Genomic DNA, 22,677 nt, shown 5'->3' with positions numbered 1-22,677 from the left:
AATTATCTAAATGAGCGAAGAAAAACAGCAGGCGGTTTTTTCCATCGAGAAGCTCTACGTCAAGGACCTTTCTCTCGAAATCCCCAACGCGCCGCGCATTTTTCTGGAGCGCGAGGCGCCGCAGGTGGATGTGCAGCTCCACACCGAGGGCACGCCGGTTGATGAGGGCGTATTTGAAGTGGTGCTGACGGTTACTATCACCGCCAAGCTCAAGGACAAAACCCTGTTCCTGATCGAGGCGGCGCAGGCTGGAATCTTTCACATCCGCAATGTGGCGCAGCAGGAAATCGAGCCGATTCTGGGGATCGCCTGTCCGAATATTCTTTACCCTTATGTGCGCGAAGTGATTTCCGACGTGGTGAGCCGCGCCGGTTTTCCGCCGGTGATTCTCAATCCGGTGAATTTCGAAGCGCTGTATCAGCATCGCAAGCAGCAGTCGCAACCCAGCACGGAGACTGCCCATTGATTTTTCGCAAGATGCATTTTTGCTTGCTCGCGCCTTTGCTTTTCGCGGTCCCGCTGCAGGCGGCGGAATTCCGCTCGGTTGTGGAAAATGTGGCGGTGCTATACGACGCGCCGTCGCTTAAAGCCCGACAGCTCTATCTTCTTGGCCGCGATTATCCGCTGGAAGTGGTGGTGAAGCTGGAAAATTGGATAAAAGTGCGCGACGCAACCGGTGAACTGGCCTGGGTGGAGAAAAAATACTTGAGTGAAAAGCGCACGGTGCTGGTCACGGCGCAACTCGCTGATATCCGCCAGGCGCCGGAAGACAATTCGCCACCCGTGTTTCAGGCGGAACAATCCGTGCTGCTGGAATTGCTGGAATTTTCGGCGCCCGGCTGGATCAGGGTGCGGCACCGCGATGGGCAGACCGGCTATGTGCGCATAAGCCAGGTGTGGGGCGGATGAAACTCGCGATTCTGGGCGCCGGCGCCTGGGGCACCGCACTCGCGATCGTTCTGTCACAGCGCCATCAGACGGTTCTGTGGGTGTGGGACCCCGATCAGCTTGCAGAAATGCAAGCGAACCGCAGCTCGCGCTTTCTCCCGAATTTTTCCTTGCCCGCCTCCGTTCAACTTCATGCAAACGTGGAAGACGCGCTGGCCCAGGCTGAACTTGCAATTGTAGTAGTGCCCACGCAAGGCTTGCGGCAGACGCTCAAGGAAATCAGCGCGAGCGCAAAACCTGTTTCGGTGATTTTAGCCTGCAAAGGTTTTGAGCCGGGAAGCCCGAACCTTCCCCACCAGGTGGCCGTGCAGGAACTGGCTGCCGGCACGCCTTGCGCGATTTTGTCCGGGCCCAGTTTCGCCCAGGAAGTGGCGCAAGGCCTGCCCGCGGCGCTAACGCTGGCTTCCAACGACGGCGCGTTTGCCCAGTCCGCCGCCAAGGAGCTGCACAGCCAAATGCTGCGGGTTTATTCGAGCGATGACGTGATCGGCGTGGCCGTCGGAGGCGCGGTAAAAAACGTCATGGCGATTGCAGCAGGAATATGCGATGGCATGGGTCTGGGCAACAACGCCCGGGCGGCGCTGATCACCCGCGGGCTCGCGGAAATCACGCGCCTGGGACTGAAGCTGGGCGGAAAGCCGGAAACGTTTATGGGTTTGGCCGGTGCGGGCGATTTGATTCTCACCTGCACCGGTGATCTTTCACGCAATCGCCAAGTCGGAATGATGCTGGCAGCGGGAAAATCCTTGCCGGCCATATTGGCTCAACTCGGTCATGTGGCGGAAGGCGTGCCTACCGCGCGCGAGGTGCTGCAGCTCGCCGGAAAGGTGGGCGTGGACATGCCGATTACCCGCGCCGTAAACCAAGTGCTTTACGAGAATGTTCCAGCCATGGCGGCGCTGCAGGAACTTCTCAATCGCGATCCCAAGGCGGAATTTTAGCGACCAGCAAATTCAGTGAAAACCGACACTGACCAAAGCTGATGGCTGACTGCTGATTGCCGATAGCTGGTTTATTTTCCACCTTTGAATCCGTTTTGGCGCCATGCTTCGTAAATTATTATTGCGGCGACGTTGGCGAGATTCAGGCTTCTGCTTTGCGGCAACATGGGTAGCCGAATGCGGTTTTGTTCCGCAAAGCTTTCCAGCATGGATTGCGGCAGGCCGCGTGTTTCGGAGCCGAAGACCATCATCTGGTTTGTACGAAAGCGCATCGTAGCGTTGCTTGCCGCGGGTGGAGACGGCGAATGCCCGGCGCCCGGAGAAAAATTCCCTGCAGCATTCCCAATTTTCGTGGAGCTTGATGCTGGCAAACTCGTGGTAATCCAGCCCGGCGCGCTGCAACTGCCGATGATTCAGCCTGGACCCCAAGGGCTTCACCAGATGCAGAGATACCCCGGTATTCGCGCACAGACGGATAATGTTTCCGGTATTGGGGGGAATTTCCGGTTCGAACAGGAACAGGTTGAACATAGGGAACCTCTGATTAAGTCCTCCGCGTGACGCGTTGCGGGCGAGGAGCGGCCGCATGCAAGGCGCGAAGACGTGGCGCTACCGAGTTAGTAACGCGAGCCCGGGGCGCCCGGCCGCCGGGCTTAGTCGCTCGTCGCTTATTGGGGAACGGCCCAACGGCGCTCCTCGCTTTGCAACCGACAGCCGGAAAGCGCATCGTCACGCACGTGTAGGACATAATCAGAAGTTCCTTGAGCTTGTATCATAAGGCAAAAAAGACTAAGTTAGCGCTAGCACGCCGCATGCTTGCCGCAAAACGCTGTTGATGTCATTTGGAGAGAGTATGGCCAGACCGGAAAGAATCCGTTTGGGTGAAATCCTGGTGCTGCAAAAGCTGATTTCGCAGGAGCAGCTGAAACTTGCGCTCGAACAGCAAAAACGCAGCGGGCGCAAGCTGGGACGCGTACTTTTCGAAAATGGCTTCATCACCGAAGAGCAGATTTCCGAAGCGCTCGCCAAGCAGCTTAATATTCCCTACATCAACCTCAAGTACTACAACGTCAGCGCCGATACCATACACAAGCTGCCTGAGGCACAGGCGCGCCGCTACCGTGCGTTGGTTCTGGAAGAACGCAAGTCCACGTATCTGGTCGGCATGGTGGACCCGACCGATCTCATTGCTTACGATGAAATCTCGCGCATCCTGAAACGCGAGATCGAGCTCGCGGTGGTCACCGAGAGCCTGTTGCTCGGAACCATAGACCGGATTTACCGCCGCACCGAGGAAATCAGCGGCCTGGCGCGCGAGCTGGAGCAGGATCTCGGCGACACCTACATTGATTTCGGCGTGCTGGGAGCGGCCCTCGGGGCCGAGGAGGCGCCGGTGGTGAAGCTCCTGCAATCAGTGTTTGAGGACGCGACCCAGATTAATGCCTCGGACATCCATATCGAACCGCAGGAGAGAAGCCTGAAAATCCGCTTCCGGATTGATGGCGTGCTGCACACCCAGACCGAAGCCGACGTCAAAATTGTGCCGGCGCTGGTGCTGCGCTTGAAGCTCATGTCCGGTCTCGACATCGCGGAAAAACGCCTGCCGCAGGACGGCCGCTTCAACGTGAAGGTGCGCAACGTGCCGATAGACGTGCGCATGTCCACCATGCCAACGCAATACGGCGAGTCGGTGTCGATGCGGCTGCTCGACCAAAGCAGCGGGTTGCTCGGCCTGGATCTCCTCGGCATGCCCAAGGACATGCTCACCAAATTCCGCGACCTCATCCACCGGACCACCGGCATGATCCTGGTCACCGGTCCGACCGGCAGCGGCAAGACCACTACGCTTTATGCGGCACTCGCCGAAGTCAATACCCCCGACAAGAAAATCATCACCGTGGAGGATCCGGTTGAATACCGGCTTCCCGGCATAAACCAAACCCAGGTCAATGAAAAAATCGACCTTACTTTTTCACGAATTCTCCGTTCGAGCCTGCGCCATGACCCCGACATCATCCTGGTGGGCGAAATGCGCGACCAGGAAACCGTGCAAATCGGCCTGCGCGCGGCGATTACCGGACACATGGTGTTTTCCACCCTGCATACCAGGGACGCGGCGAACACGCCGATTCGCCTGATTGATATGGGCGCGCCGCGCTACATGGTGGCGACTTCGCTGCAGGCGGTGCTGGCGCAGCGTCTGGTGCGGGTGATTTGCGAAAGCTGCGCTGAGCTTTATGTGCCCGATTCGCACGAGATATCGTGGCTGGTGCACGAATTGGGCGACAAACTGGTGCAACGCAAGTTCATGCACGGCCGCGGCTGCACGCATTGCAATGGTTCCGGCTATCAGGGACGGACCGCGGTTTACGAAATGCTCGAGATGACGGGGCCGCTGGTCGAGGCGGCGGGCCGCGATGATCCCGCGCACTTCATCCAGACCGCGCACCAGCAGTTGAGCGGCAGAACCCTGCGCCATCACGCCCTGCAACTGGTGACCGAGTGCCGGACCACTGTGGCGGAAGTAATGCGCATCACGACCCAATTGGAAGACTGACCCATGCCTTATTTTGCCTACCGTGGACGCAACGCGCGCGGCGAGCTGGTGCAGGGCAGGCTGGAGGGTGCGGACAGCGGCGCGCTTGCCGACCAGCTCTTCAACACCGGGATTACGCCGGTGGAGATTCACCCGGCTGGCGAGTTGGCGCCCAAGGAAATCCGCGGCTGGCTGTCGCGTATTGCAACCGACAAGGTGTTGCTCGTCGATGTGCTGCTGTTCAGCCGCCAGATGTACACCCTGCTCAAAGCCGGAGTGCCGATTTTGAGGGCGCTCACCGGACTGCAGGAATCCACCGCCAACCGCGCGTTCGCCGCCATGATTCAGGAACTGCGCGAAAGCCTGGACAGCGGCCGCGAGTTGAGCGTTGCGCTGCTGCGCCACCCCAAGGTCTTTTCGCCTTTTTACGTGAGCATGGTGCGGGTGGGCGAAATCACCGGCTCGCTGGAGGAGATTTTCCTGCGGCTTTTCCACCACCTGGAATTCGAACGGGAGATGCGCGTGCGGATACGCTCGGCTCTTCGCTACCCGCTGTTCGTGCTTGCCGCCATGGCGGTCGCGCTGGTGATAATCAACCTGTTTGTGATCCCGGCTTTCGCTAAAGTGTACAAGGGATTCCACACCGAACTGCCGTTTCTCACGCAAGTGCTGATCGGTTTTTCCGAATTCACGGTGCGCTATTGGCCCTTATTGCTGATTATCGTGGCGGGGGCGGTGATAGGTTTCAGGTTGTATGTGGCGACGCGAGACGGCAAATACCAGTGGGACCGGTTCAAGCTGCGGATTCCGATTGCCGGCAAAATCATCCTGAAAGCGACGCTTGCGCGCTTTGCGCGCAGTTTCGCGCTGGCGTTCAAGAGCGGCGTGCCCGCGGTGCAGGCCTTGAGCGTAGTGGCACAGGTCGTGGAAAACGATTACATCGGAACCCGCATCGAGCAGATGCGCGACGGCGTTGAGCGCGGCGAGAGCCTGCTGCGCACCGCGGTGACGACCGGCGTGTTCACGCCGGTGGTGCACCAGATGATTGCGGTGGGGGAGGAGACCGGCGAGCTGGACGACCTTATGCAGGAGGTCGCGGACATGTACCAGCGCGAGGTCGAATACGAGGTCAGGACTTTGAGCGAGCAAATCGAGCCGGTGCTGATAATTTGCCTCGGCTTCATGGTCCTGATACTGGCGCTAGGCGTATTCCTGCCCATCTGGGATTTGGGCAAGGCGGTGATTAAGTAGTTATCCTGACTATTCTAGCGACGTACTTAATGGCAAAAGTAACGATTTTTTGGCAGCATGTTGGACTGACGCAGAACGGCAGTTACTGACAAAAAACGTTATGACGCAAAACGCTAATCAACACGGCTTCACTCTGTTTGAGCTGATTATCGTCATCATCGTTCTCAGCCTTCTGATCACCGTGCTGTTGAGCCGCGTTCCCCTGTACCAGGAGCTTGCGGAAAAAACCGCAATGGAGCAGACCGCGGGCGTGATACGCAGCGCCTTGCACCTCAGGGTCGCGAGCTACCTCGTCAAGGGCAGGGTGAATGAAATGACCGGGTTGGTTAAGGACAATCCGATGAACTGGCTTGCCGAAAAACCGCAAAATTACCTTGGCGAATACTACGAGCCCAAACCGGGCGAAGTGCCGGCGGGAAACTGGTATTACGACCTCAAAACCCACGAGCTGGTTTACCTGGTTGAAAGGGGCGAGCATTTCGTTCCGGGAAAGGGAGGGCTAAAACGCGTGCGCTACCGTGTTACGCTGCTCTACAATGATGAGTCGGGCGTTTCCGTGGCCCCGGACAAGAAAGAATTGGGCGGGGTGGTTTTTCAGTTGGTCGAGCCTTACACCTGGAAAGCGGGTTAAAGAAAGGAGGTTAGGCTTATGCAAACGGTGATCCGGATTATCGAAGAAGCGCTGCGGCAGGCCTTTTTGATTTTTCTTGCGGCCGGCTGCGTGGTGAGCCTCGTGATTGGCGTGTGGCTGCTGGTGCAACCGCAAGCCATTATTCGGCTTAATCAGTATTTCAACAAATGGTTTGGAACCGAGAAGTTCACTTTAGCCCTGGACAATCTGCATCACATTGAGCATGCCCTGTACCGCCACCACCGGCTATTCGGTTTCCTGGTTCTGGCGAGCGGGGCGTACATCCTTTATGTCCTGACTTTTTCCTTCAGCAAGAAAGCGGCGGTGAGCTTCTTTGCGCGCGGCATGAATATTCACGCCGCTGCCTGGCTGATGGACGCCTTGGTGGTCGTCCTCTTTCTGGCGGGGGTCTGCGCCGTTGTCATAGGGGGGTTTTTAATCATCAGGCCGAGCCTGCTCAGGAACTTCGAGCAAAAGTTGAATAGTTGGTACGCGACCGAAAAGCGATTACAAGTCCTTGATACAGCACGTTATGACACCGATGCCTGGGTGGCGCGGAACGCGCGCATTCTGGGGGTGATAATCACTGTGGGTAGTGCATATGCCATAGCTTTTTTGTGGAAAGTGTTGTTATAGTGGCATGAGACTTGCGGAAGTCTGGTTTGGCGCGGCCATCAGGCCGTGCAAAGGGGTCTTCTGGGGAACTGCAAAAGGCTGTAGCCATTTGCACCGGCGGGCCGGCTGGGGCTGCGGCCCCTACATAACGGGGCTGCGGCCCCAAAACGAAGGAGTCATCATGAAGAAGCAATCAGGTTTTACTCTTATCGAGCTGGTAGTGGTCATCACTATTCTCGGCATTTTGGCGGCGACCGCCCTGCCGAGATTTATCAACATAACGTCAGATGCGCGGCAAGCCAAAGTAAAAGGCGCTGCAGGAGCGCTGGCTTCCGGGGGTGCCTTGGCCCATGCGCAGCAACTGGTGTCTGGACTGGCCTCAAACGCATCGGTTACCATGGAAGGCTCTGTCGTAACCATGCTGAACGGTTACCCGACTGATAATAGCGCGGGTATTGGGGTTGCAGCCAACATCCAGTCGACTTCAACCGATTTCAGTGCTAGCGGGGCTGCCCCCTACACTGTGGCAGCCGACGCCGGCCATGCGACCTGCAATGTGACTTACACGGCCGCTACCGCCACCGCTCCGCCGGTCATTAACACGACTGGAATAATAGCTGCCAATTGTTAATGATTTTCGCAAAGTGTTTACTTAAAAACGACTGACAAAGGCCGGCGTAGCAGGCCTGTTAGGTAAATGGGGTGGGTATGGCGCGTACTGCGGCTTCCCACCCTGTTTTTTTAATGGGCTAGTTTTTCGTGGATTGGCTTACGGGAGAATGCTGCGAGCTTAAACATGAACCATTCGGGTTTTACTCTGGTGGAGCTGATTACCACACTGATTATCGTGGGCATCCTTGCAGCCATCGCGGCCCCGCGCTTTTTCACGCAGCAGGTGTACAGCGACCGGGGTTTCTATGACCAGACCCTGGCCATTACGCGCTATGCGCAAAAGTCGGCGATTGCCTTGAGGCGCAATGTTTGCGTCAATATTGCGCCGCCCTCGATTAATCTCACTTACGCTTCAGCAGCCGGTTCGGGCTCGGCGTGCGATACCGCGCTACCTAGTCCGGTTGGCGGCTCGCCGTTTACCATCACCGGCCCGAGCGGGGTCACGCTCAGCCCCTCAACTACGATTACTTTCGTCGCGCTCGGCAGTGCGGGGGCAACGACGACGATCACGGTTTCGAGCCGCACCATCACCGTTGAAAGCGGGACTGGCTATGTGCACTAAGGGCGGTATTTACAAATCTTGGTTTTCGCGCCAGGGCGGTTTGACACTGGTCGAGCTCATCATGTTTATTGTGATTGTCAGCGTGGGCATTGCCGGCATATTGCTGGTGTTAAACCGCAGCATCCGGACCAGCGCCGACCCTGTGGTACGCAAGCAGGCGCTGGCGATTGCCGAATCACTGCTGGAAGAAGTCGAATTAATGCCGTTTACATTTTGTGATCCGACTGACCCGGCTGTCACGACTGCCACCAGCCCCGCAAGTTGCGCTACTCCCGAAGGCACCAGCCCGACACCTGGCACCGAAACCCGTTATTCTTCGACTACCCCGTTTAATAATGTGGGCGACTACGGCGGCTTCGATACCAATACCGCATCACCCAGCGGCATACGCGATATTACCAGCAGCCTCGTCCCGGGTCTTGGCGCATACCGTGCTCAAGTAAGCGTGGTGCAGGAATCACCGGGAACGGGAGGAGCAGCCATTCCAGCAACAGAATCCCTGCGCATCACCGTGACCGTGACCGGGCTGAACACCACAGTTACCCTCGACGGCTACCGCACCCGCTATGCGCCGAATACGACTTGACGAATATGAAGAATCATCGGCAAGTTCTTGAAGCAGGCTTCACTCTCGTGGAGGCGGTGGTGGTGATTGCCGTCACCGGCATCGTCGCCGCCGCGGTCGCCCGGTTTATCAGCGCGCCGGTGACAGGCTATGTGGACACCGCGCGGCGCGCGGAGCTGGTGGACATTGCCGACACCGCATTGCGCCGCATCGGGCGCGATCTGCATGATGCTTTGCCGAACAGCGTGCGGGTGACCAATGTGGGCAGCGTGTTTTTTCTCGAATTCCTGCAAGTGCGCACTGGCGGCCGCTATCGCGCCAGTGCTCATAGTGGTGGCGCCACCGCGCCGGTCTGCCCCAGCGACGATACGCGGGTGACCGACAACGACATCCTGAGTTTTTACGCATCGCCCAGCGTGCTGACCGACACATGCTTCAAGACGCTGGGAAACATTCCTAACCGCGCGCAAATCGTCAACACTGATTTTGTGGTGGTTTTTAACCTGGGCATCCCCGGTGCCAGCGCCTACGAATCACCCAATACTAACAAAAGCTTGATCAGCAGCACCTCCACGAGCGGCAACGAAGACCGAATCGCTTTCAATGCCCAGACCTTCAGGCTGTCCTCGCCTGGAAATCGTTTCGTCGTCATTACCGGCCCGGTGAGTTATGTATGTGATCCGGCCGCCGGCACCTTGCGGCGCTATTCGGGTTATACCATACAGGTGGCGCAACCCAACAATGCGGCCGCTGCGCCCTTGTCCACGGCGCCGGCAAATAATTTGCTTGCGAGCAACGTCAACGCCTGCACCTTTACTTACAACGCTGCAGCTGTGGCGCAGCGAGATGGGCTGGTCTCGATGAGCCTCAGCGTCACCGAGGTGAGCAGCCAGGGACAAAACGAAACCGTGAGTCTTTACGAGGCGGTGCATGTCAGCAATGTGCCATGAATCCGTCAAGCGCTACTCCGGTTTCTCGCTGGTCACGGCGATTTTTCTGCTGGTGATTCTGGCCTCGCTGGGCGCCTTTATCTTGACCATCGCGGGCGTGCAGCAAACTAGTTCAGCGCTGGATGTGCAGGGTTCAAGAGCGTATCAGGCGGCGCGCTCGGGTATCGAATGGGGAACTTATCAGGTGCTGATTAATACCGGCGGGGCGTTTGCCGCCGCCTGCAACCCGGGGCCGACCACGCAAACGCTGACCGGTATGGGCGGGACGCTGTCCGGTTTCACCACCACCGTGGATTGCAGCACCACCACCCAGAATGAAGGCGGGGTAACTGTGCTGATTTTCCAAATCACTTCTACCGCGGCACAGGGAACGGTGGCTACCTTAGACCGGGTGGAACGGCAATTGCAAGCGACCCTAAGCAGATGACCATCAGTCCGACACCACATTTATTCGGTTTCTCGTGCACACCGCGTGTCGCTCTGGCGCGCCTGCTCGTTTTCTTAATTGCCGCGGTCGGAATCTTCTGGTCATGCGGCGTTTACCCCAAGACCGCTGCCGTGGTAAGCGTTCCGGGCCGTAGTAGAAACGATTTTGGTTTGGCCTTCATGAAAATAATTTGCACTGTACTGGCTTTTGTCGTCCTGATCCTTGGCTTGCCGGCCGTGGCCGGGGCCGCCGTCGCTTTCGACGCAGCAGCGAGCACCTCGTCTGCCGCCTCCTCGACGACGTTTTCGTGGACGCACACGGCCTCTGGAGCCAACCGAGTCGTCATCGTAGGAGTCTCGTATATATCCCCCAGCGCGACGGCCACTGCCACCTATGGCGGGACCTCGATGACGTTGGTCGGGTCCCAGTTTACGGCGGCCGACAGCCGAATGGCGATGTTTAGTCTGGTGAACCCTCCGACTGGCGCTCAGACTGTTACCGTCACCTTGACAGCCGCCCCGACTCAAGGCTTTGTGGGCGGGTCCGTCTCGTTCACGGGGGCCAATCAGACGACGCCGACAGGCACGTTCGTCTCGGCAATCGGGACGACCTCCCCAGCCTCGCTGACGGTGACGAGCGCGACCGGCGAGCTGGTGATTGACACGCTCCAATGCGACAACGGCTGCGTCAGCATCACGCCGGGTGGCTCGCAGACCCAGAGATGGAATCTAAACGCGGGTGCGGGTGGGAACTTCGGCGGCGGAAGCACGGCGGCCGGTGCCGCCACTGTGACGACGACGTGGACGTTCACCAGCGACAACTGGGCCTACGGGGCCGTATCGGTGAAAGCCGCCGTCGGCGCCACCACGATCGGCGGCTTCAATGCGTATGAAACCTCGACCGCTGCAGGTGCCATCACCGGTGTAATCAAGACCAAGATTGCCGGCGCCACCGTGAGTCTCGACATGATTGCGTTGAATGCAGCGAAAACCGCGATCGCGACGACTTTCACCGGCACGGTGCGGGTCGAGGTGCTCGACGCGAGCAACAATTCCGGCGCGCTCGATGCCAACAACTGCCGGCCGACCTGGACGGTGATTCAGACGCTCTCGCCCGATCCAACGTTTGTCGCCGGCGACAACGGACGCAAGACCATCAGCTTCACACAGGCCAATTCCTACCCCGAGGCGCGGCTGCGCATCACTTTCCCGGCGGGCGCGCCCACTGTTACCGGTTGTTCAACCGACAACTTCGCGATTCGCCCCAATACGTTCGCCAGCTACAGCGTGACCGACACCGATTGGCAAACCGCCGGCACGGTGCGAACGCTCAACACCGTCGCCGTCCCCGGTGGCGTGACGCATAAGGCGGGACGGCCGTTCACGGTCCGGGCGACCGCGGTGAATGCGGCCGGCACGCCGGCGACGACGACCAACTATGCCGGTACGCCAACGCCTACGCTGACGGCCTGCGCAGGCACTGCCTGCACCGCGACGTTCGGCACGTTCACGCTGGGCGCGAGCTTTGCGGCAGGGGTGTTAACCTCGAACGTCGCCACCTATGGCGACGTCGGCTCGTTCGCCTTGCAGCTCGTTGACTCGACTTTCTCGAACGTGGATGCAGCCGACGGGTCCACGACCGCCGAGCGCAACATCACCTCCGCCGTCATCAACGTCGGCCGCTTTGCGCCCGATCACTTCGCGGTCTCGCTTAACACACCGGTATTCGGCACCGCCTGCGGCTCCTTCACCTATATCGGCCAGCCCTTCAGCTACACGACGCAGCCGGTGATCACGGTCACCGCGCAGAACTTCACGAACGGCACGACCACCCGCTACACCGGCGCGCTGTGGCAGATCACCAATGCGAGTCTCACCGGCAAGGCCTACACTGCGGCGAGCGGCACACTCAACACGAGCGGCCTGCCGGGCACCGACCCGGTGATTGTCTCGACTGGTGCGGGAGTGGGAACGCTCACCTTCAGCTCTGGCACCGGGCTGTTCTTTACACGTACCACGCCGACGGCTCCAGCTTCGCCGTACAACGCCGATATCAGCCTCGCGATCAACGTGATAGACGCCGACGGTGTCATTTTGGCGAGCAATCCGGCGAGTTTCGGGACGGCGACCGCCGGCAACGGCATCGCTTTCAGTTCCGGCAAGCCAATGCGCTTCGGAAGGCTGCGGCTGGGCAACGCCTTGGGATCGGAACTGCTGGATTTGCCCGTGCCCCTCCTTGCTGAATACTGGAATGGGACGGACTTTGTCACCAATACCCTGGATAACTGTACTTCGATTGCAGCTGCCAATGTTGTGTTGAGCAATTACCAAGGCGGTCTTAGTGCCACCAACATGGGCCAATCTCATGTCAGTATCAGTGGAACGTTCAGTTCCGGGGCGGGCAACCTGAAACTGACCAAACCCTCGCCTGCCGCAACCGGCAGCGTGGATTTATGCGTGGATCTGGACGCAGGCGCGGGAGGAGATACGACTTGCGTGGCCACCACACCGGCAAACAAAACTTATTTGCAAGGTGTATGGTCAGGTACCAACTACAACCGCGACCCCAGCGCGCGCGCAGGTTTTGGTCTCAACCAAAACACCAACAGGTTTATCTACCGAAGAGAGAATTTCTAGCACTGAATCCGCGCAGAGACCGATATCTTTCGGGGCTTTTTAGTAAAGCACAGCAGGAATCGGTTTGGCTCGCCTTGTGTGCGACGGGCAAAGGGGTGAATTTCGCGCAGGCGTATCGCCGCGGGGCGGCCTGAAGTACTGCGTTGCGAATTTCACCCACTACACCGCGAATTTCACTCGCTGCAAGCGCCCGATGCGCAGGGGCTGGCGGCGGATCGGGAGAGAAGCGCGCCCCGACCAATATCACAGCGCCAGCAACGGGAACCGCGACCATGAACGTCACTCTTTCCCCTGCCATAATGATCAACAGAAGTGCCCCTATTCTTTCGGTGAGCGACAATCCGGCGAGCACGACGATGACTAATGACCTCGGTGACACGTCTTGGGCGGATGCATTTACCTCAACCACCAATCTGCAATTGACTCGGACGGGTAATCTCGTTACTCAACCCACGGTGGCCTGGTTTGGGGTGCAATTTACCAATGTGGTCAATCTCATCGACCGGCGGGAGATCTACCCGTAGTGATGATTGCGGCATGGGTAACCTAACCGAGGAGCACGCCTAAATTTAGCCACATACTTGGTTGTGGCGAGATTTACAGTACCGCTTCCGCGCCGCTACCAAACTAACCCTCCAGCCGTCTTGTAGATAAGCGGGATGCTGAATTTGCAGCCGATGCGTTCAGCAAGAAGATTGAAAAACCGCAAGCCGCTGTTCGCTTCACTTCATATATTGCAACTTCGGCAGGGGTCACCAAAATTGCCCGTCATCCCAGAAAAGCAAACCTGACTCACCCCGTTTAGGACTTGGGGAGATTGCCGCTTTGGCGCCCTTTTGAGAGGCATTGCCTATTTACAAGCGGCGCACTACAATTAGTCACTTCCGGCCGGCCGGGATACCATGTATTGTGGTTTCTACGGCTGTCTGGCAAGATGCAAAAAAATGAAGATCCGAGAAGGCGGAACCATGATGATTAAGCACAGGTGTGACCGGATAGAGCCGGTTTAGCCGACAAGCGGCCGAACCGACCGGCTACCCAAGGAGAACGTTATTGACCGCAATACTTGAGTGATTATTGATGTAACTTCAAACCAACATTTGCTTCGGGGCGACGGCGAATGAGGTTTTTTAGTAAAATGAGACAAGAACCGGGTTGGTTCGCGCTGGAAATCAACCGGCGAGGGGTGAATCTTGCACACATCTTTCGCACCGTTTCCGACAAGCCGCTCGTTTTGTGTTGCGAGTTTCATCCCTTGGACGCGGCCGACTCCGTGGCGCTGGAAAAATTGAGGAAGGAAAAGCGCCTCGAGCAATACAGCTGCACGACTTTGCTCGGCGCCGACGAGTATCAGATGCTGCAGGTCGAGGCGCCAAGCGTGCCGCGGGAGGAGCTCAAGGCCGCGATTCGCTGGCGCATCAAGGACATGCTCAATTACCACGTTGACGACGCGATGGTGGACGTCCTTGGCATACCCACTGACAAACATAAACATACGGACTCGCGCAGCCATCCGATATATGCGGTTGCCGCGCCGAACGGCGTGATTCAAAAACGCGTATCGCTTTTCGAAGAGGCGGGGATTCCGCTTTCAGTGGTGGACATTCCGGAAATGGCCCAGCGCAACATCGCGGCGCTGTGCGAGCACGAAGGCAAGGGTCTTGCCATGCTTTCCTTCGACGACGCTAGTGGCTTGCTTACCTTCACCCACGGCGGTGAGCTTTATTTGTCTAGGCGCATAGATGTCGCCTTCGGCCAGCTCAGCGATGCCGATAATGCCTTGCGCGAGCGAAACCTCGAGCGCCTGGTGTTGGAATTGCAGCGCTCTTTCGATTATTTCGACCAAAGCTGGGGTCGGCGTACTCGGCGCGCTGGAGACAGCCACATCACGCTGGACAAGCTGCTTCTTGCGCCCCTGCCCGAGGAGACGGGTTTGCAGGAGAAGCTTGCCGCAAAGCTCGATGTCACGGTGGAGGCACTCAACCTCTCCCAGATAATTGATTGCGGTCCCGCTCCCGCGCTCAAAGATGCGGCTGAGCAGGCGCGCTTGTTTTACGCGCTAGGGGCCGCGCTGCGCCACGAGGTAAAAACGCTGTGAGCCAGCAGATCAACCTATTCAGCCCGATTTTTCTGAAGCAGAAAAAGTATTTCTCCGCGATGACCATGCTGCAGGCGCTGGGGCTGATTTTGCTTGGCTCGCTTTTGTTCTATGGGTATTTGCTGTTTGAGACCCGCTCGTTGAGCACGCAGGCTGCTGACACCGAGAAGCAATCTGTAAACGAGCAGGCTCGGCTTACGAAATTCAGCAGCGAATTTTCCCCGGCGCAAAAAAGCGCCGCGCTTGACGAGCAAATCAAAAAGCTGGAAGCACAGGTCCAGTCGCGCCAGGAGGTCGTGGCGGCGATCAAAAACGGCGTGATCGGCAATACCGACGGCTATTCGGAATATATGCGCGCGATTGCCCGGCAATCGATTCAAGGCTGGTGGCTGACGGGCTTCAGCATCAGCGGCGCTGGCAACGAAATGGTGCTGAAGGGCGGGGTGCTGCGCCCGGAACTGGTGCCTCTTTACGTGCAGCGGCTCAACCGCGAGCCGGTAATGAAGGGACGGCAATTCGCGTTTTTGCAGATCAACCGGCCGCAACAGAAAAGCGGGACTAAGCCGGTGGCGCGAGCCGGCTATCTCGAATTCAACCTGCAATCGGTGGAGCCGGAAAAAACCAAATGAAGTTCGACTGGAAAAAGCTGGCGAACAAGATCGATGACATGAGCCTGCGCCAGCGGGCGCTGATTTTCGCCATGGCGGCGCTCATTTTGGTGACGCTTATCAACACCGCGTTTCTTGACCCGCTGCTCACCGGGCAGAAACTGCTGTCCCAGCAAATCATCCAGCAGCAGAATCAGATCCGAGGAATTCAGGCGCAGATTCAGGCGATGGTGGAGGCACGTTCGACCGATCCGGATGCGGTGAACCGCGCCAAGCTCGAATCGCTTGGGCGGCAGCTAGCGCAGCTCGAGGCGTTCCTGCAGGGCAAGCAGCAGCACCTGATCCCGCCGGACAAAATGGCCGGGCTAGTGGAAGACATGTTGAACCGCAACGCCAGGCTGCAGCTCATGTCGCTGGAAACGCTGCCGGTAAGCACGATCACCGGGAAGCAGGAGCAGACCGACCGGCAAATATTCATGCACGGCGTCGAGATCACCGTCGCCGGCAGGTATCTGGATCTTTTGGATTATGTAGCGCAGTTGGAAAAGCTGCCGTCGCAGATGTTCTGGGGCAAGGCGGCGTTGAACGTGGAGGAGTATCCCATCTCCAGGCTGACGCTGACGCTTTATACTTTGAGTTTGGACAGGGCATGGCTGGTGGTGTGAAATGATAGGGTGGAAAACGAGAAAAAGTTATACAACATGGCGACACGACTCATTGCCTCTGCGACGCAGCGCTTGCGCGTTGGTGATTGCGGTAATGGCGCAATCCGTTTGCGCTGAAAATTTGCCGGATCCCACGCGGCCGCCCCCCGGAGCACTGACGCTTGGGGCCGCCGTCGCGTCGAGCGGTCCGGTGCTGCAATCGGTGCTGATATCGCCTGGGCGTAAAACTGCGATCATCAGCGGAGAGACCGTCAGGCTGGGCGGGAAGTACGGCGCAGCGACAGTGATACGGATCAGCGAAAGCGAGGTGGTGCTGAATCACGGCGGCAATCTGCAGACGCTGCGACTTTTTCCGGAAGTCGAGAAGAAGACCGACCACGCCGGCGCGGTGACGGAAAAGAAAACCCGCCGCGGTGGCGTAAGCCACGGGGCGGAATGATATGAGAAGAATGTTCCTAATCTTGTTGATGGTGGGCCTGACAGGGTGTGCTACCCATACGGCGCGTTACGATACGACCGCCGATCAGATCAATGCCGAGCTCGACAAAGCTGTTGAAAAAAGGCCCGAACCCGCGCAGCCCGAGGCGGTGAGCAGGGCTTTACTTCCTCCGCTCACGGTGGAGCTGCCGAAACCCGAGGGCCAGGCCGCCGAGACGCGGTTTGATCTGGTGGTGAACAACGCGCCCGCCAATCAAGTGTTCCTCGCGGTGGTTTCCGACACCCCTTACAGCATGCTGGTGCATCCCGGAGTCAGAGAGCCCATTTCGGTCAGTCTCAAAGACGTTACCGTATTCGAGGCGCTGGATGCCATACGCGAGCTCTACGGCTATGAGTACAAAGTGGACGGCACGCGGATTTTTATCCAGTCATTGACCCTGCAGACGCGCGTGTTTCAGGTGAATTACCTTGAAGGCCAGCGCAAGGGCAGTTCCGAAATTCGCGTGACCTCCTCAGGCGCGATTACCAATACTGGCGCGGGCGGGGCGACAGTCACTCCCTTTGTGACCACGACTGGCGCTGGCGGCAGAGGCGTTGGAGTGGAAAGCAGTAAAATCACCACGACGTCCAGTACTGACTTCTGGGAGGAGCTGACCAAAGCGCTCACTGCCATCATAGGAAACGCGGAAGGCCGCAACGTGGTGGTGAGCCCGCAGTCCGGTGTTGTGGTGGTGCGTGCACTGCCTGCGGAATTGCGCGATGTTGCCGCCTATCTTAAAGCGGCGCAGGTAAGTGTAGAAAGGCAGGTCATACTCGAAGCTAAAATTCTTGAGGTCCAGCTTAACGACGGGTTCCAGTCGGGCATCAATTGGTCTGCTTTCAGGAGTGCCAACAATAGCCGGGGATCGGTCGGACAGCTTACTCCGGGAACAGCATTAAGCACGACCGGTACCTTGACAGGCGGAACGACCACCAGCCCAACCGGTGGATTGAGTGCTGGATCGCTTGCCAATGTCACGATAGCCGGCACACCCATTATCTCAGCCCCGGGAACCAATATTGCAAGCGCCGCAGGGGCAGCAGGCGCGCTATTTGGACTGGCGTTCCAGACCAGCAATTTTGCCGCCCTGATCAGCTTTCTGGAAACCCAGGGTAATGTACACGTGTTGTCCAGCCCGCGCATTGCTACATTGAATAACCAGAAAGCGGTGCTGAAAGTCGGACAGGACGAGTTGTTTGTAACCAATGTAAGCACAACCACCACCACGGGTACCGCCACTACCACCACTCCGACCGTTACCTTTCAGTCGTTTTTCTCCGGCATCGCGCTGGATGTTACGCCACGGATTGACGAAGACAACAATATTATTTTGCATATCCATCCGTCAGTCAGCGATGTGCGGCAAGTAGAAAGGAACATTTCACTGGGAGGAACTTTGGGGTCAATAAACATACCGGTGCCGAGAAGCGCCATTCAGGAAACCGACAGTGTGATTCGCGCGCAGGACGGCCAGATTGTCGCCATAGGCGGGCTGATTACGCAATCCCAAACGACGGACCGCTCTCAAATTCCCGGGTTGGGAGATCTCCCGGTTGCCGGGAATCTGTTCAGGGAGAACAACAAGGTCTCGCAAAAAAGAGAGCTGGTAATTTTGCTCAAAGCGACGGTAATTCAGAGCGACAAGGACTGGCAGCAGAATATCCTGGAGTCGCGCGAGCGCATACAAGGCCTGAAGCGCGGTCCCGCACCTGAAGCCAGGAGCGACACCAGCATTCCAAAATAGCGGCTGCATGACTTCGAGTATGGTTTATAGTTCATAATCTGAAATGATCGGAATCATGAACTCTGAACCCGGAACCAGGAACTGAAATATGTACCGAGCCCACTTTGGCTTGCGCGAACCGCCTTTCGGCCTCACTCCCGACACCAGCTTCGTTTTCGCCTGCACCGCGCACCAGGAGGCGCTCAATACGTTGCTGGTTGCGGTGAAAAGCGGCGAGGGTTTCATGAAAATCACCGGCGAGGTGGGAACCGGCAAGACGCTGCTGTGCCGGCGCTTTCTTGCCATGTTGGGCGATTCCTGCGTTTCCGCCTATATTCCCAATCCCTACCTCGATCCGCGCTCGCTTTTGCTCGCGCTGGCCGATGAACTGCGCGTACTTCTCGACAAAAACGCCGACCAGCATCAGCTGCTCAAGTCACTGACCCTGGCTTTGCTGGGCTTTGCGCGGCGGGGGAAACAGGCGGTGATTTGCCTGGACGAAGCGCAGACGATGCCTCTGGAAAGCCTGGAGGCACTGCGGCTTTTGACCAACTTGGAAACGGAAAAAAGAAAGCTGGTGCAAGTGGTGCTGTTCGGCCAGCCGGAGCTCGATAAAAAACTCGCGCAACCCTCGGTGCGCCAACTGCGCCAGCGCATCACTTTTCAGTATCATCTCGGCGCGCTGGCCAAGAACGAGCTAGGCCACTATCTGACACATCGCTTGAACATTGCGGGCTGTCGCGGAAGCCGCGTATTCACCGCGCCTGCGGTCAGGCTGATGCACCGGCTGAGCGGTGGCATACCCAGGCTGGTCAACATCCTTGCGCACAAGACGTTGCTGCTGGTCTACGGCGAGGGCAAGCACCAGGTGCTGCCATACCACGTGCGCGTTGCCGCAGCCGACACGCCTTCGGTGAAATCCAGCGTCTATCCCGGCTGGTGGTTTGCGTTTGCCATGCTGCTGATTTCGGTGGGCGGCTTCGCCTGGAAGTTCCTGCAATGAGCCTGATCAACCAGATGCTGATGGATCTCGAGAAGAGGCACGCGCCGCGTCCCGATGGCGTATTGAGCCAAGCCCGCGCCTTGCCCCCGACGCTAAGCTCGATGCGTCCGCGCTGGGCGGTGTTACTCGTCTTGTTGGTCCTGGTGGGTGGGATTTTCGCCTGGCAGGTGCTTCGCGAGGAAGAGCCCACGCCAGCCATCGCTAACGCGCCTGTACCTGTACCCGCTGCGCCTCCGGCCAAGCTTGCAACCGAGGAGAAAACGGTGGTGGAAGATCTGGTGGTCGCTGAACCTCTGTTTAAACTCGCTTCGCGCCTGAGCTTGGAACTCAACAACCCTCCTCCTGAACCTGAACCGCTGGTGCCGGATAAACCGGCGGCCAAACCGGCCAATGAACCTCCCGTCAAAGCCAAGTCAAAACCCGCACCGGCGAGCGTAGCGGCGATCAACAAACAGATGCGGCAGGAAACGCCGCAGCAGCAGGCTGAGAATGAATACCGCAAGGCACTGGCGCACTTGCAGCAGGGCAAAATTCAAGTGGCGGAGGAAAGTTTCCGGCAAGCCTTGCGCCTCAACTCCAACTACGCCGCCGCGCGGCTGGCGCTGACGGTCTTGTTGCTGCAGGAGAAGCGCGCAAATGATGCGGAAAATCTGTTGCGTGAAGGACTCGATCAGGAGTCCGGACAAGCGGGATTTTCGATGATGCTCGCGCGCATCCAGGTGGAGAAGGGCGAATCGCAAGCTGCCCTGGAAACCTTGCAGAAAACGCTGCCTCATGCCGCCCAGAACGCGGATTACCGCGCCTTCCTTGCCGCCCTGCTGCAGCGTAAGTCACGGCATGGTGAAGCGGTGGAGCAATATCAAGCCGCGTTGCAACTGAAACCCGCCGGCGTGTGGTATATGGGGCTGGGAATTTCCCTGCAGGCTTTGCAGCGCCTGCCCGAGGCGCGGGACGCTTTTCAGCAGGCCATGGTTTCAGGCGCGCTCAATCCGGAGTTGCAGGCGTATGTCGAGCAGCGCTTGAAGCAAGTTAAATAAACTATCAGCAGTCAGCTTGGCCGGGATTGTTTTTACTGGTAGCTGACCGGCCGGTTGCTGCATTTAACAGGGTGTTGAAGAACTCCATGGGGCCGCGGCGTCGGCTTTCCGGGATGGGATGCGCGAAGCGAGCCGCGTCGAATAGCCGTTGCATATTCGCAAGGCGAGCGACAAAGCAGACCGCCCGGAAAGCCACGCCCCATCCGGGTTTGCACGAAAAATGCCCATCTGCTGCGTTGCGCTCCTCGGCATCGTAGTCCTGGCTACGACCTTCGTCGCGCGCCTTGCATCTGAGCATTTTTCGTGTCAAACGCGGCTCCAGGAGAGTTTTTCAACACCCTGCTAACCCTCAGTGCACAGCCATAGTTCAGGTTTTAACCAGCCTGATATTTCTGAACCAGCCGCTTGCCAGCACCGGCACGTCGCTTTCAACTTTCAACCCCGGCACATTTTCCAGTACGTCTTCAAATACTACATCCAGCCGCGTGGCGATGCGCGCGGCGAGCGGATTCAATGCGCGCCGCAGATAAGAACGTTCGCCTCTGCGCAGGAATTTGTCGAGTATCAAAATGCTGCCGCCGGATTTCACCACGCGCGCCGTTTCCTTAAGGCACTGTACTGGGTCGGGCACTACTGCCAAAATCAGATGCAACACAGCCTGGTCAAATATGTTGTTTGCAAAAGGTAATTTCAAGCTGTTGCCCTGAACGCAGGTCATTCTCGGGCCGCCGCCGCGCCGCTTGGCGCGTCGCAACATGGCGGCAGTCAAATCCAGGCCCACGTAATGATGATTCTGCGGCAGATAAGGCAGGTCAAGGCCGGTACCGATGCCGTTAATTAGGATCTTGAGATCGCCTTCTCTCGGCAGCTGCTTGAGGCTTTGCGCGCGGATGTCGGAAAATACAGCGCGAATAAAAGCATCGTAGAAAGGCGCGAGCAGCGTGTAGTTGAATTGTAAAGACATGATTCCGTATTCCGCGTTTCGCGTTCAGGGTTTAATCGGGACGTTGAACGCCGAACCCGGAACCGTCTAATGCAGCACGCGCGGGATGCTCAACGCAAATTCAGGAATCGGCGCATCGAAGTTCACTCCGTCCTCGGCGACCATCTGGTAGCTGCCTTTCATTGTGCCCACCGGTGTCGCAATCGCCGTGCCGCTGGTGTATTCAAAGCTTTCGTTGGGCTTCAGGAACGGCTGTTCGCCCACCACCCCCAGGCCGCGCACTTCCTGAACATGGTTTTCCGCGTCGGTAATGATCCAGTGCCGGCTGATGAGTTGCGCGGCAACACTGCCGGTGTTGGTAATGGTGATGTTGTAGGCGAAGACGAAGCGGCCGTTTTCCACGTCGGACTGATCTGAAATGAAAGTGATGCGCGCGTTGACCGTGATTTCGTACTTTTTACTCTCGCCCATGGTGTTATTGTAAGCCAAGCCTTGCCCAAAAGGCTATGTGCCGCAAGCGATAAAAGGTAAAATGCGCCTTTGAGTAAATTTTCAGGACGGGCGGCCATGTATCGAATCGCTCCCAGCATACTTTCCGCGAACTTCGCCAAACTCGGCGAGGAAGTGGTGAATGTGATTGCCGCCGGCGCGGACATGATTCACTTCGACGTGATGGACAACCATTACGTGCCCAACCTCACCATCGGCCCGCTAGTGTGCGAAGCGATTCGTCCGCTCACCAAAGCCACCATCGACGTGCATCTGATGGTGAAGCCGGTGGATCGCATCGTTCCCGATTTCGCCAAGGCCGGCGCGAACATCATTTCCTTCCACCCGGAGGCGTCCGAGCATATTGACCGCACCATCGGCTTAATCCACGAGCAGGGCTGCAAGGCCGGGCTGGTGTTCAATCCTGCGACACCTTTGCATTATCTCAACCATGTGCTCGACAAGCTGGATTTAGTGCTCATCATGTCGGTGAATCCCGGTTTCGGCGGGCAGAAATTCATTCCCGAAGCGCTCGTCAAGCTGCGCCAGGTGAGAAAAATGATTAACGAAAGCAAACACGAGGTCTGGCTGGAAGTGGACGGCGGAGTGAAAACGGACAACATCGCCGAAATCGCTCGCGCCGGCGCCGACACCTTTGTCGCCGGCTCAGCGATTTACGGCACCAAGGACTACAAAGCTACCATCGCCGCCATGCGCGCCGCGCTTGCCAAGGTCTAGCAGGGTGTTGAAAAACTTCCGGGAGCCGCGTTTGACACGAAAAATGCTCAGATGCAAGGCGCGCGACGAAGGTCGTAGCCAGGACTACGATGCCGAGGAGCGCAACGCAGCAGATGGGCATTTTTCGTGCAAACCCGGATGGGGCGTGGCTTTCCGGGCGG

General features: G+C 58.0%; 25 protein-coding genes and 1 pseudogene. 22 read left to right on the top strand and 4 right to left on the bottom strand.

Annotation, left to right across the window (positions count from 1 at the left end; all coding sequences use genetic code 11):
- Positions 1–10: 10 nt before the first annotated feature.
- From secB to VHE58_01485, 3 genes are read left to right on the top strand one after another with little or no spacing between them, the layout of a single operon-like run.
- Positions 11–466, top strand: coding sequence for a protein-export chaperone SecB (gene secB, locus VHE58_01495; protein ID HVS25975.1), 456 nt, complete (start codon positions 11–13; stop codon positions 464–466).
- Complete coding sequence (locus VHE58_01490; GenBank protein HVS25974.1) at positions 463–909, top strand: SH3 domain-containing protein; 447 nt, start codon at positions 463–465, stop codon at positions 907–909. The genes secB and VHE58_01490 overlap by 4 nt, the downstream gene beginning before the upstream one ends.
- Entirely contained in the window at positions 906–1,889 is a 984-nt protein-coding gene (locus VHE58_01485; GenBank protein HVS25973.1) for an NAD(P)H-dependent glycerol-3-phosphate dehydrogenase, read from the top strand. Before VHE58_01490 ends, VHE58_01485 begins: the two co-directional genes overlap by 4 nt.
- 71 nt (positions 1,890–1,960) lie before the next feature.
- Here the strand turns inward: VHE58_01485 and VHE58_01480 are convergent.
- Positions 1,961–2,420, bottom strand: a pseudogene (locus VHE58_01480) (tRNA (cytidine(34)-2'-O)-methyltransferase).
- A 322-nt stretch (positions 2,421–2,742) separates the two neighbouring features.
- On the opposite strand from VHE58_01480, the gene VHE58_01475 reads away from it, so the two are divergent.
- The 18 genes from VHE58_01475 (at position 2,743) to VHE58_01390 (ending at position 20,346) form a co-directional block, all read left to right on the top strand.
- Positions 2,743–4,446, top strand: a complete 1,704-nt coding sequence (locus tag VHE58_01475) for a GspE/PulE family protein (protein ID HVS25972.1) — start codon at positions 2,743–2,745, stop codon at positions 4,444–4,446.
- Between the two features lie 3 nt (positions 4,447–4,449).
- A complete protein-coding gene (locus tag VHE58_01470) occupies positions 4,450–5,676 on the top strand; it encodes a type II secretion system F family protein (GenBank protein HVS25971.1) in 1,227 nt (408 codons plus the stop codon).
- 100 nt (positions 5,677–5,776) lie between these two features.
- Positions 5,777–6,307 (top strand): type II secretion system protein, encoded by a 531-nt coding sequence (locus VHE58_01465; GenBank protein ID HVS25970.1) that lies wholly within the window; start codon positions 5,777–5,779, stop codon positions 6,305–6,307.
- An 18-nt stretch (positions 6,308–6,325) separates the two neighbouring features.
- Positions 6,326–6,943, top strand: coding sequence for a hypothetical protein (locus tag VHE58_01460; protein ID HVS25969.1), 618 nt, complete (start codon positions 6,326–6,328; stop codon positions 6,941–6,943).
- Between the two features lie 160 nt (positions 6,944–7,103).
- The gene (locus VHE58_01455) at positions 7,104–7,553 is read left to right on the top strand and encodes a type II secretion system protein (protein HVS25968.1); all 450 of its coding nucleotides are present in this window, start codon (positions 7,104–7,106) and stop codon (positions 7,551–7,553) included.
- 165 nt (positions 7,554–7,718) lie between these two features.
- Positions 7,719–8,156: a type II secretion system protein gene (locus VHE58_01450; GenBank protein ID HVS25967.1), complete on the top strand. Its 438-nt coding sequence runs from the start codon at positions 7,719–7,721 to the stop codon at positions 8,154–8,156.
- Positions 8,146–8,742, top strand: a complete 597-nt coding sequence (locus VHE58_01445) for a type II secretion system protein (GenBank protein HVS25966.1) — start codon at positions 8,146–8,148, stop codon at positions 8,740–8,742. Before VHE58_01450 ends, VHE58_01445 begins: the two co-directional genes overlap by 11 nt.
- 5 nt (positions 8,743–8,747) lie before the next feature.
- A complete protein-coding gene (locus VHE58_01440) occupies positions 8,748–9,671 on the top strand; it encodes a prepilin-type N-terminal cleavage/methylation domain-containing protein (protein HVS25965.1) in 924 nt (307 codons plus the stop codon).
- Positions 9,661–10,098: a hypothetical protein gene (locus VHE58_01435; GenBank protein HVS25964.1), complete on the top strand. Its 438-nt coding sequence runs from the start codon at positions 9,661–9,663 to the stop codon at positions 10,096–10,098. The genes VHE58_01440 and VHE58_01435 overlap by 11 nt, the downstream gene beginning before the upstream one ends.
- A complete protein-coding gene (locus VHE58_01430) occupies positions 10,095–12,734 on the top strand; it encodes a DUF6701 domain-containing protein (protein HVS25963.1) in 2,640 nt (879 codons plus the stop codon). The genes VHE58_01435 and VHE58_01430 overlap by 4 nt, the downstream gene beginning before the upstream one ends.
- A 299-nt stretch (positions 12,735–13,033) precedes the next feature.
- Positions 13,034–13,258, top strand: a complete 225-nt coding sequence (locus VHE58_01425) for a hypothetical protein (protein HVS25962.1) — start codon at positions 13,034–13,036, stop codon at positions 13,256–13,258.
- Positions 13,259–13,872: 614 nt separating this feature from the next.
- A complete protein-coding gene (locus VHE58_01420; protein HVS25961.1) occupies positions 13,873–14,832 on the top strand; it encodes an agglutinin biogenesis protein MshI in 960 nt (319 codons plus the stop codon).
- Positions 14,829–15,461 (top strand): MSHA biogenesis protein MshI, encoded by a 633-nt coding sequence (locus VHE58_01415; GenBank protein HVS25960.1) that lies wholly within the window; start codon positions 14,829–14,831, stop codon positions 15,459–15,461. Before VHE58_01420 ends, VHE58_01415 begins: the two co-directional genes overlap by 4 nt.
- The gene (locus tag VHE58_01410) at positions 15,458–16,105 is read left to right on the top strand and encodes an MSHA biogenesis protein MshJ (GenBank protein HVS25959.1); all 648 of its coding nucleotides are present in this window, start codon (positions 15,458–15,460) and stop codon (positions 16,103–16,105) included. Before VHE58_01415 ends, VHE58_01410 begins: the two co-directional genes overlap by 4 nt.
- A gap of 94 nt (positions 16,106–16,199) precedes the next feature.
- Positions 16,200–16,544 carry an MSHA biogenesis protein MshK gene (locus tag VHE58_01405; protein HVS25958.1) on the top strand — a complete coding sequence of 115 codons (345 nt, stop codon included), beginning with the start codon at positions 16,200–16,202 and terminating at the stop codon, positions 16,542–16,544.
- Between the two features lies 1 nt (position 16,545).
- Positions 16,546–18,327 (top strand): pilus (MSHA type) biogenesis protein MshL, encoded by a 1,782-nt coding sequence (gene mshL, locus VHE58_01400; GenBank protein ID HVS25957.1) that lies wholly within the window; start codon positions 16,546–16,548, stop codon positions 18,325–18,327.
- 88 nt (positions 18,328–18,415) lie between these two features.
- The gene (locus VHE58_01395; protein HVS25956.1) at positions 18,416–19,309 is read left to right on the top strand and encodes an AAA family ATPase; all 894 of its coding nucleotides are present in this window, start codon (positions 18,416–18,418) and stop codon (positions 19,307–19,309) included.
- Positions 19,306–20,346: a tetratricopeptide repeat protein gene (locus VHE58_01390; protein HVS25955.1), complete on the top strand. Its 1,041-nt coding sequence runs from the start codon at positions 19,306–19,308 to the stop codon at positions 20,344–20,346. The genes VHE58_01395 and VHE58_01390 overlap by 4 nt, the downstream gene beginning before the upstream one ends.
- Before the next feature lie 4 nt (positions 20,347–20,350).
- On the opposite strand, the gene VHE58_01385 is transcribed toward VHE58_01390, so the two are convergent.
- The 3 genes from VHE58_01385 to apaG all read right to left on the bottom strand — a co-directional run bounded on the left by VHE58_01385 (position 20,351) and on the right by apaG (position 21,760).
- Complete coding sequence (locus VHE58_01385; GenBank protein HVS25954.1) at positions 20,351–20,644, bottom strand: hypothetical protein; 294 nt, start codon at positions 20,642–20,644, stop codon at positions 20,351–20,353.
- A gap of 69 nt (positions 20,645–20,713) precedes the next feature.
- Positions 20,714–21,310, bottom strand: a complete 597-nt coding sequence (locus VHE58_01380) for a class I SAM-dependent methyltransferase (protein HVS25953.1) — start codon at positions 21,308–21,310, stop codon at positions 20,714–20,716.
- 66 nt (positions 21,311–21,376) lie between these two features.
- Positions 21,377–21,760, bottom strand: a complete 384-nt coding sequence (gene apaG / locus VHE58_01375; protein HVS25952.1) for a Co2+/Mg2+ efflux protein ApaG — start codon at positions 21,758–21,760, stop codon at positions 21,377–21,379.
- A 96-nt stretch (positions 21,761–21,856) separates the two neighbouring features.
- Between apaG and rpe the strand changes: the two genes are divergently transcribed.
- Positions 21,857–22,516, top strand: coding sequence for a ribulose-phosphate 3-epimerase (rpe, locus tag VHE58_01370; protein HVS25951.1), 660 nt, complete (start codon positions 21,857–21,859; stop codon positions 22,514–22,516).
- Positions 22,517–22,677 lie beyond the last annotated feature (161 nt).

The organism is Burkholderiales bacterium (assembly GCA_035543335.1).
Lineage (GTDB): Bacteria > Pseudomonadota > Gammaproteobacteria > Burkholderiales > JAHFRG01 > JAHFRG01.
Note: the sequence above shows the minus strand (reverse complement) of the source record. Positions and strands in the feature narration are given on the sequence as shown.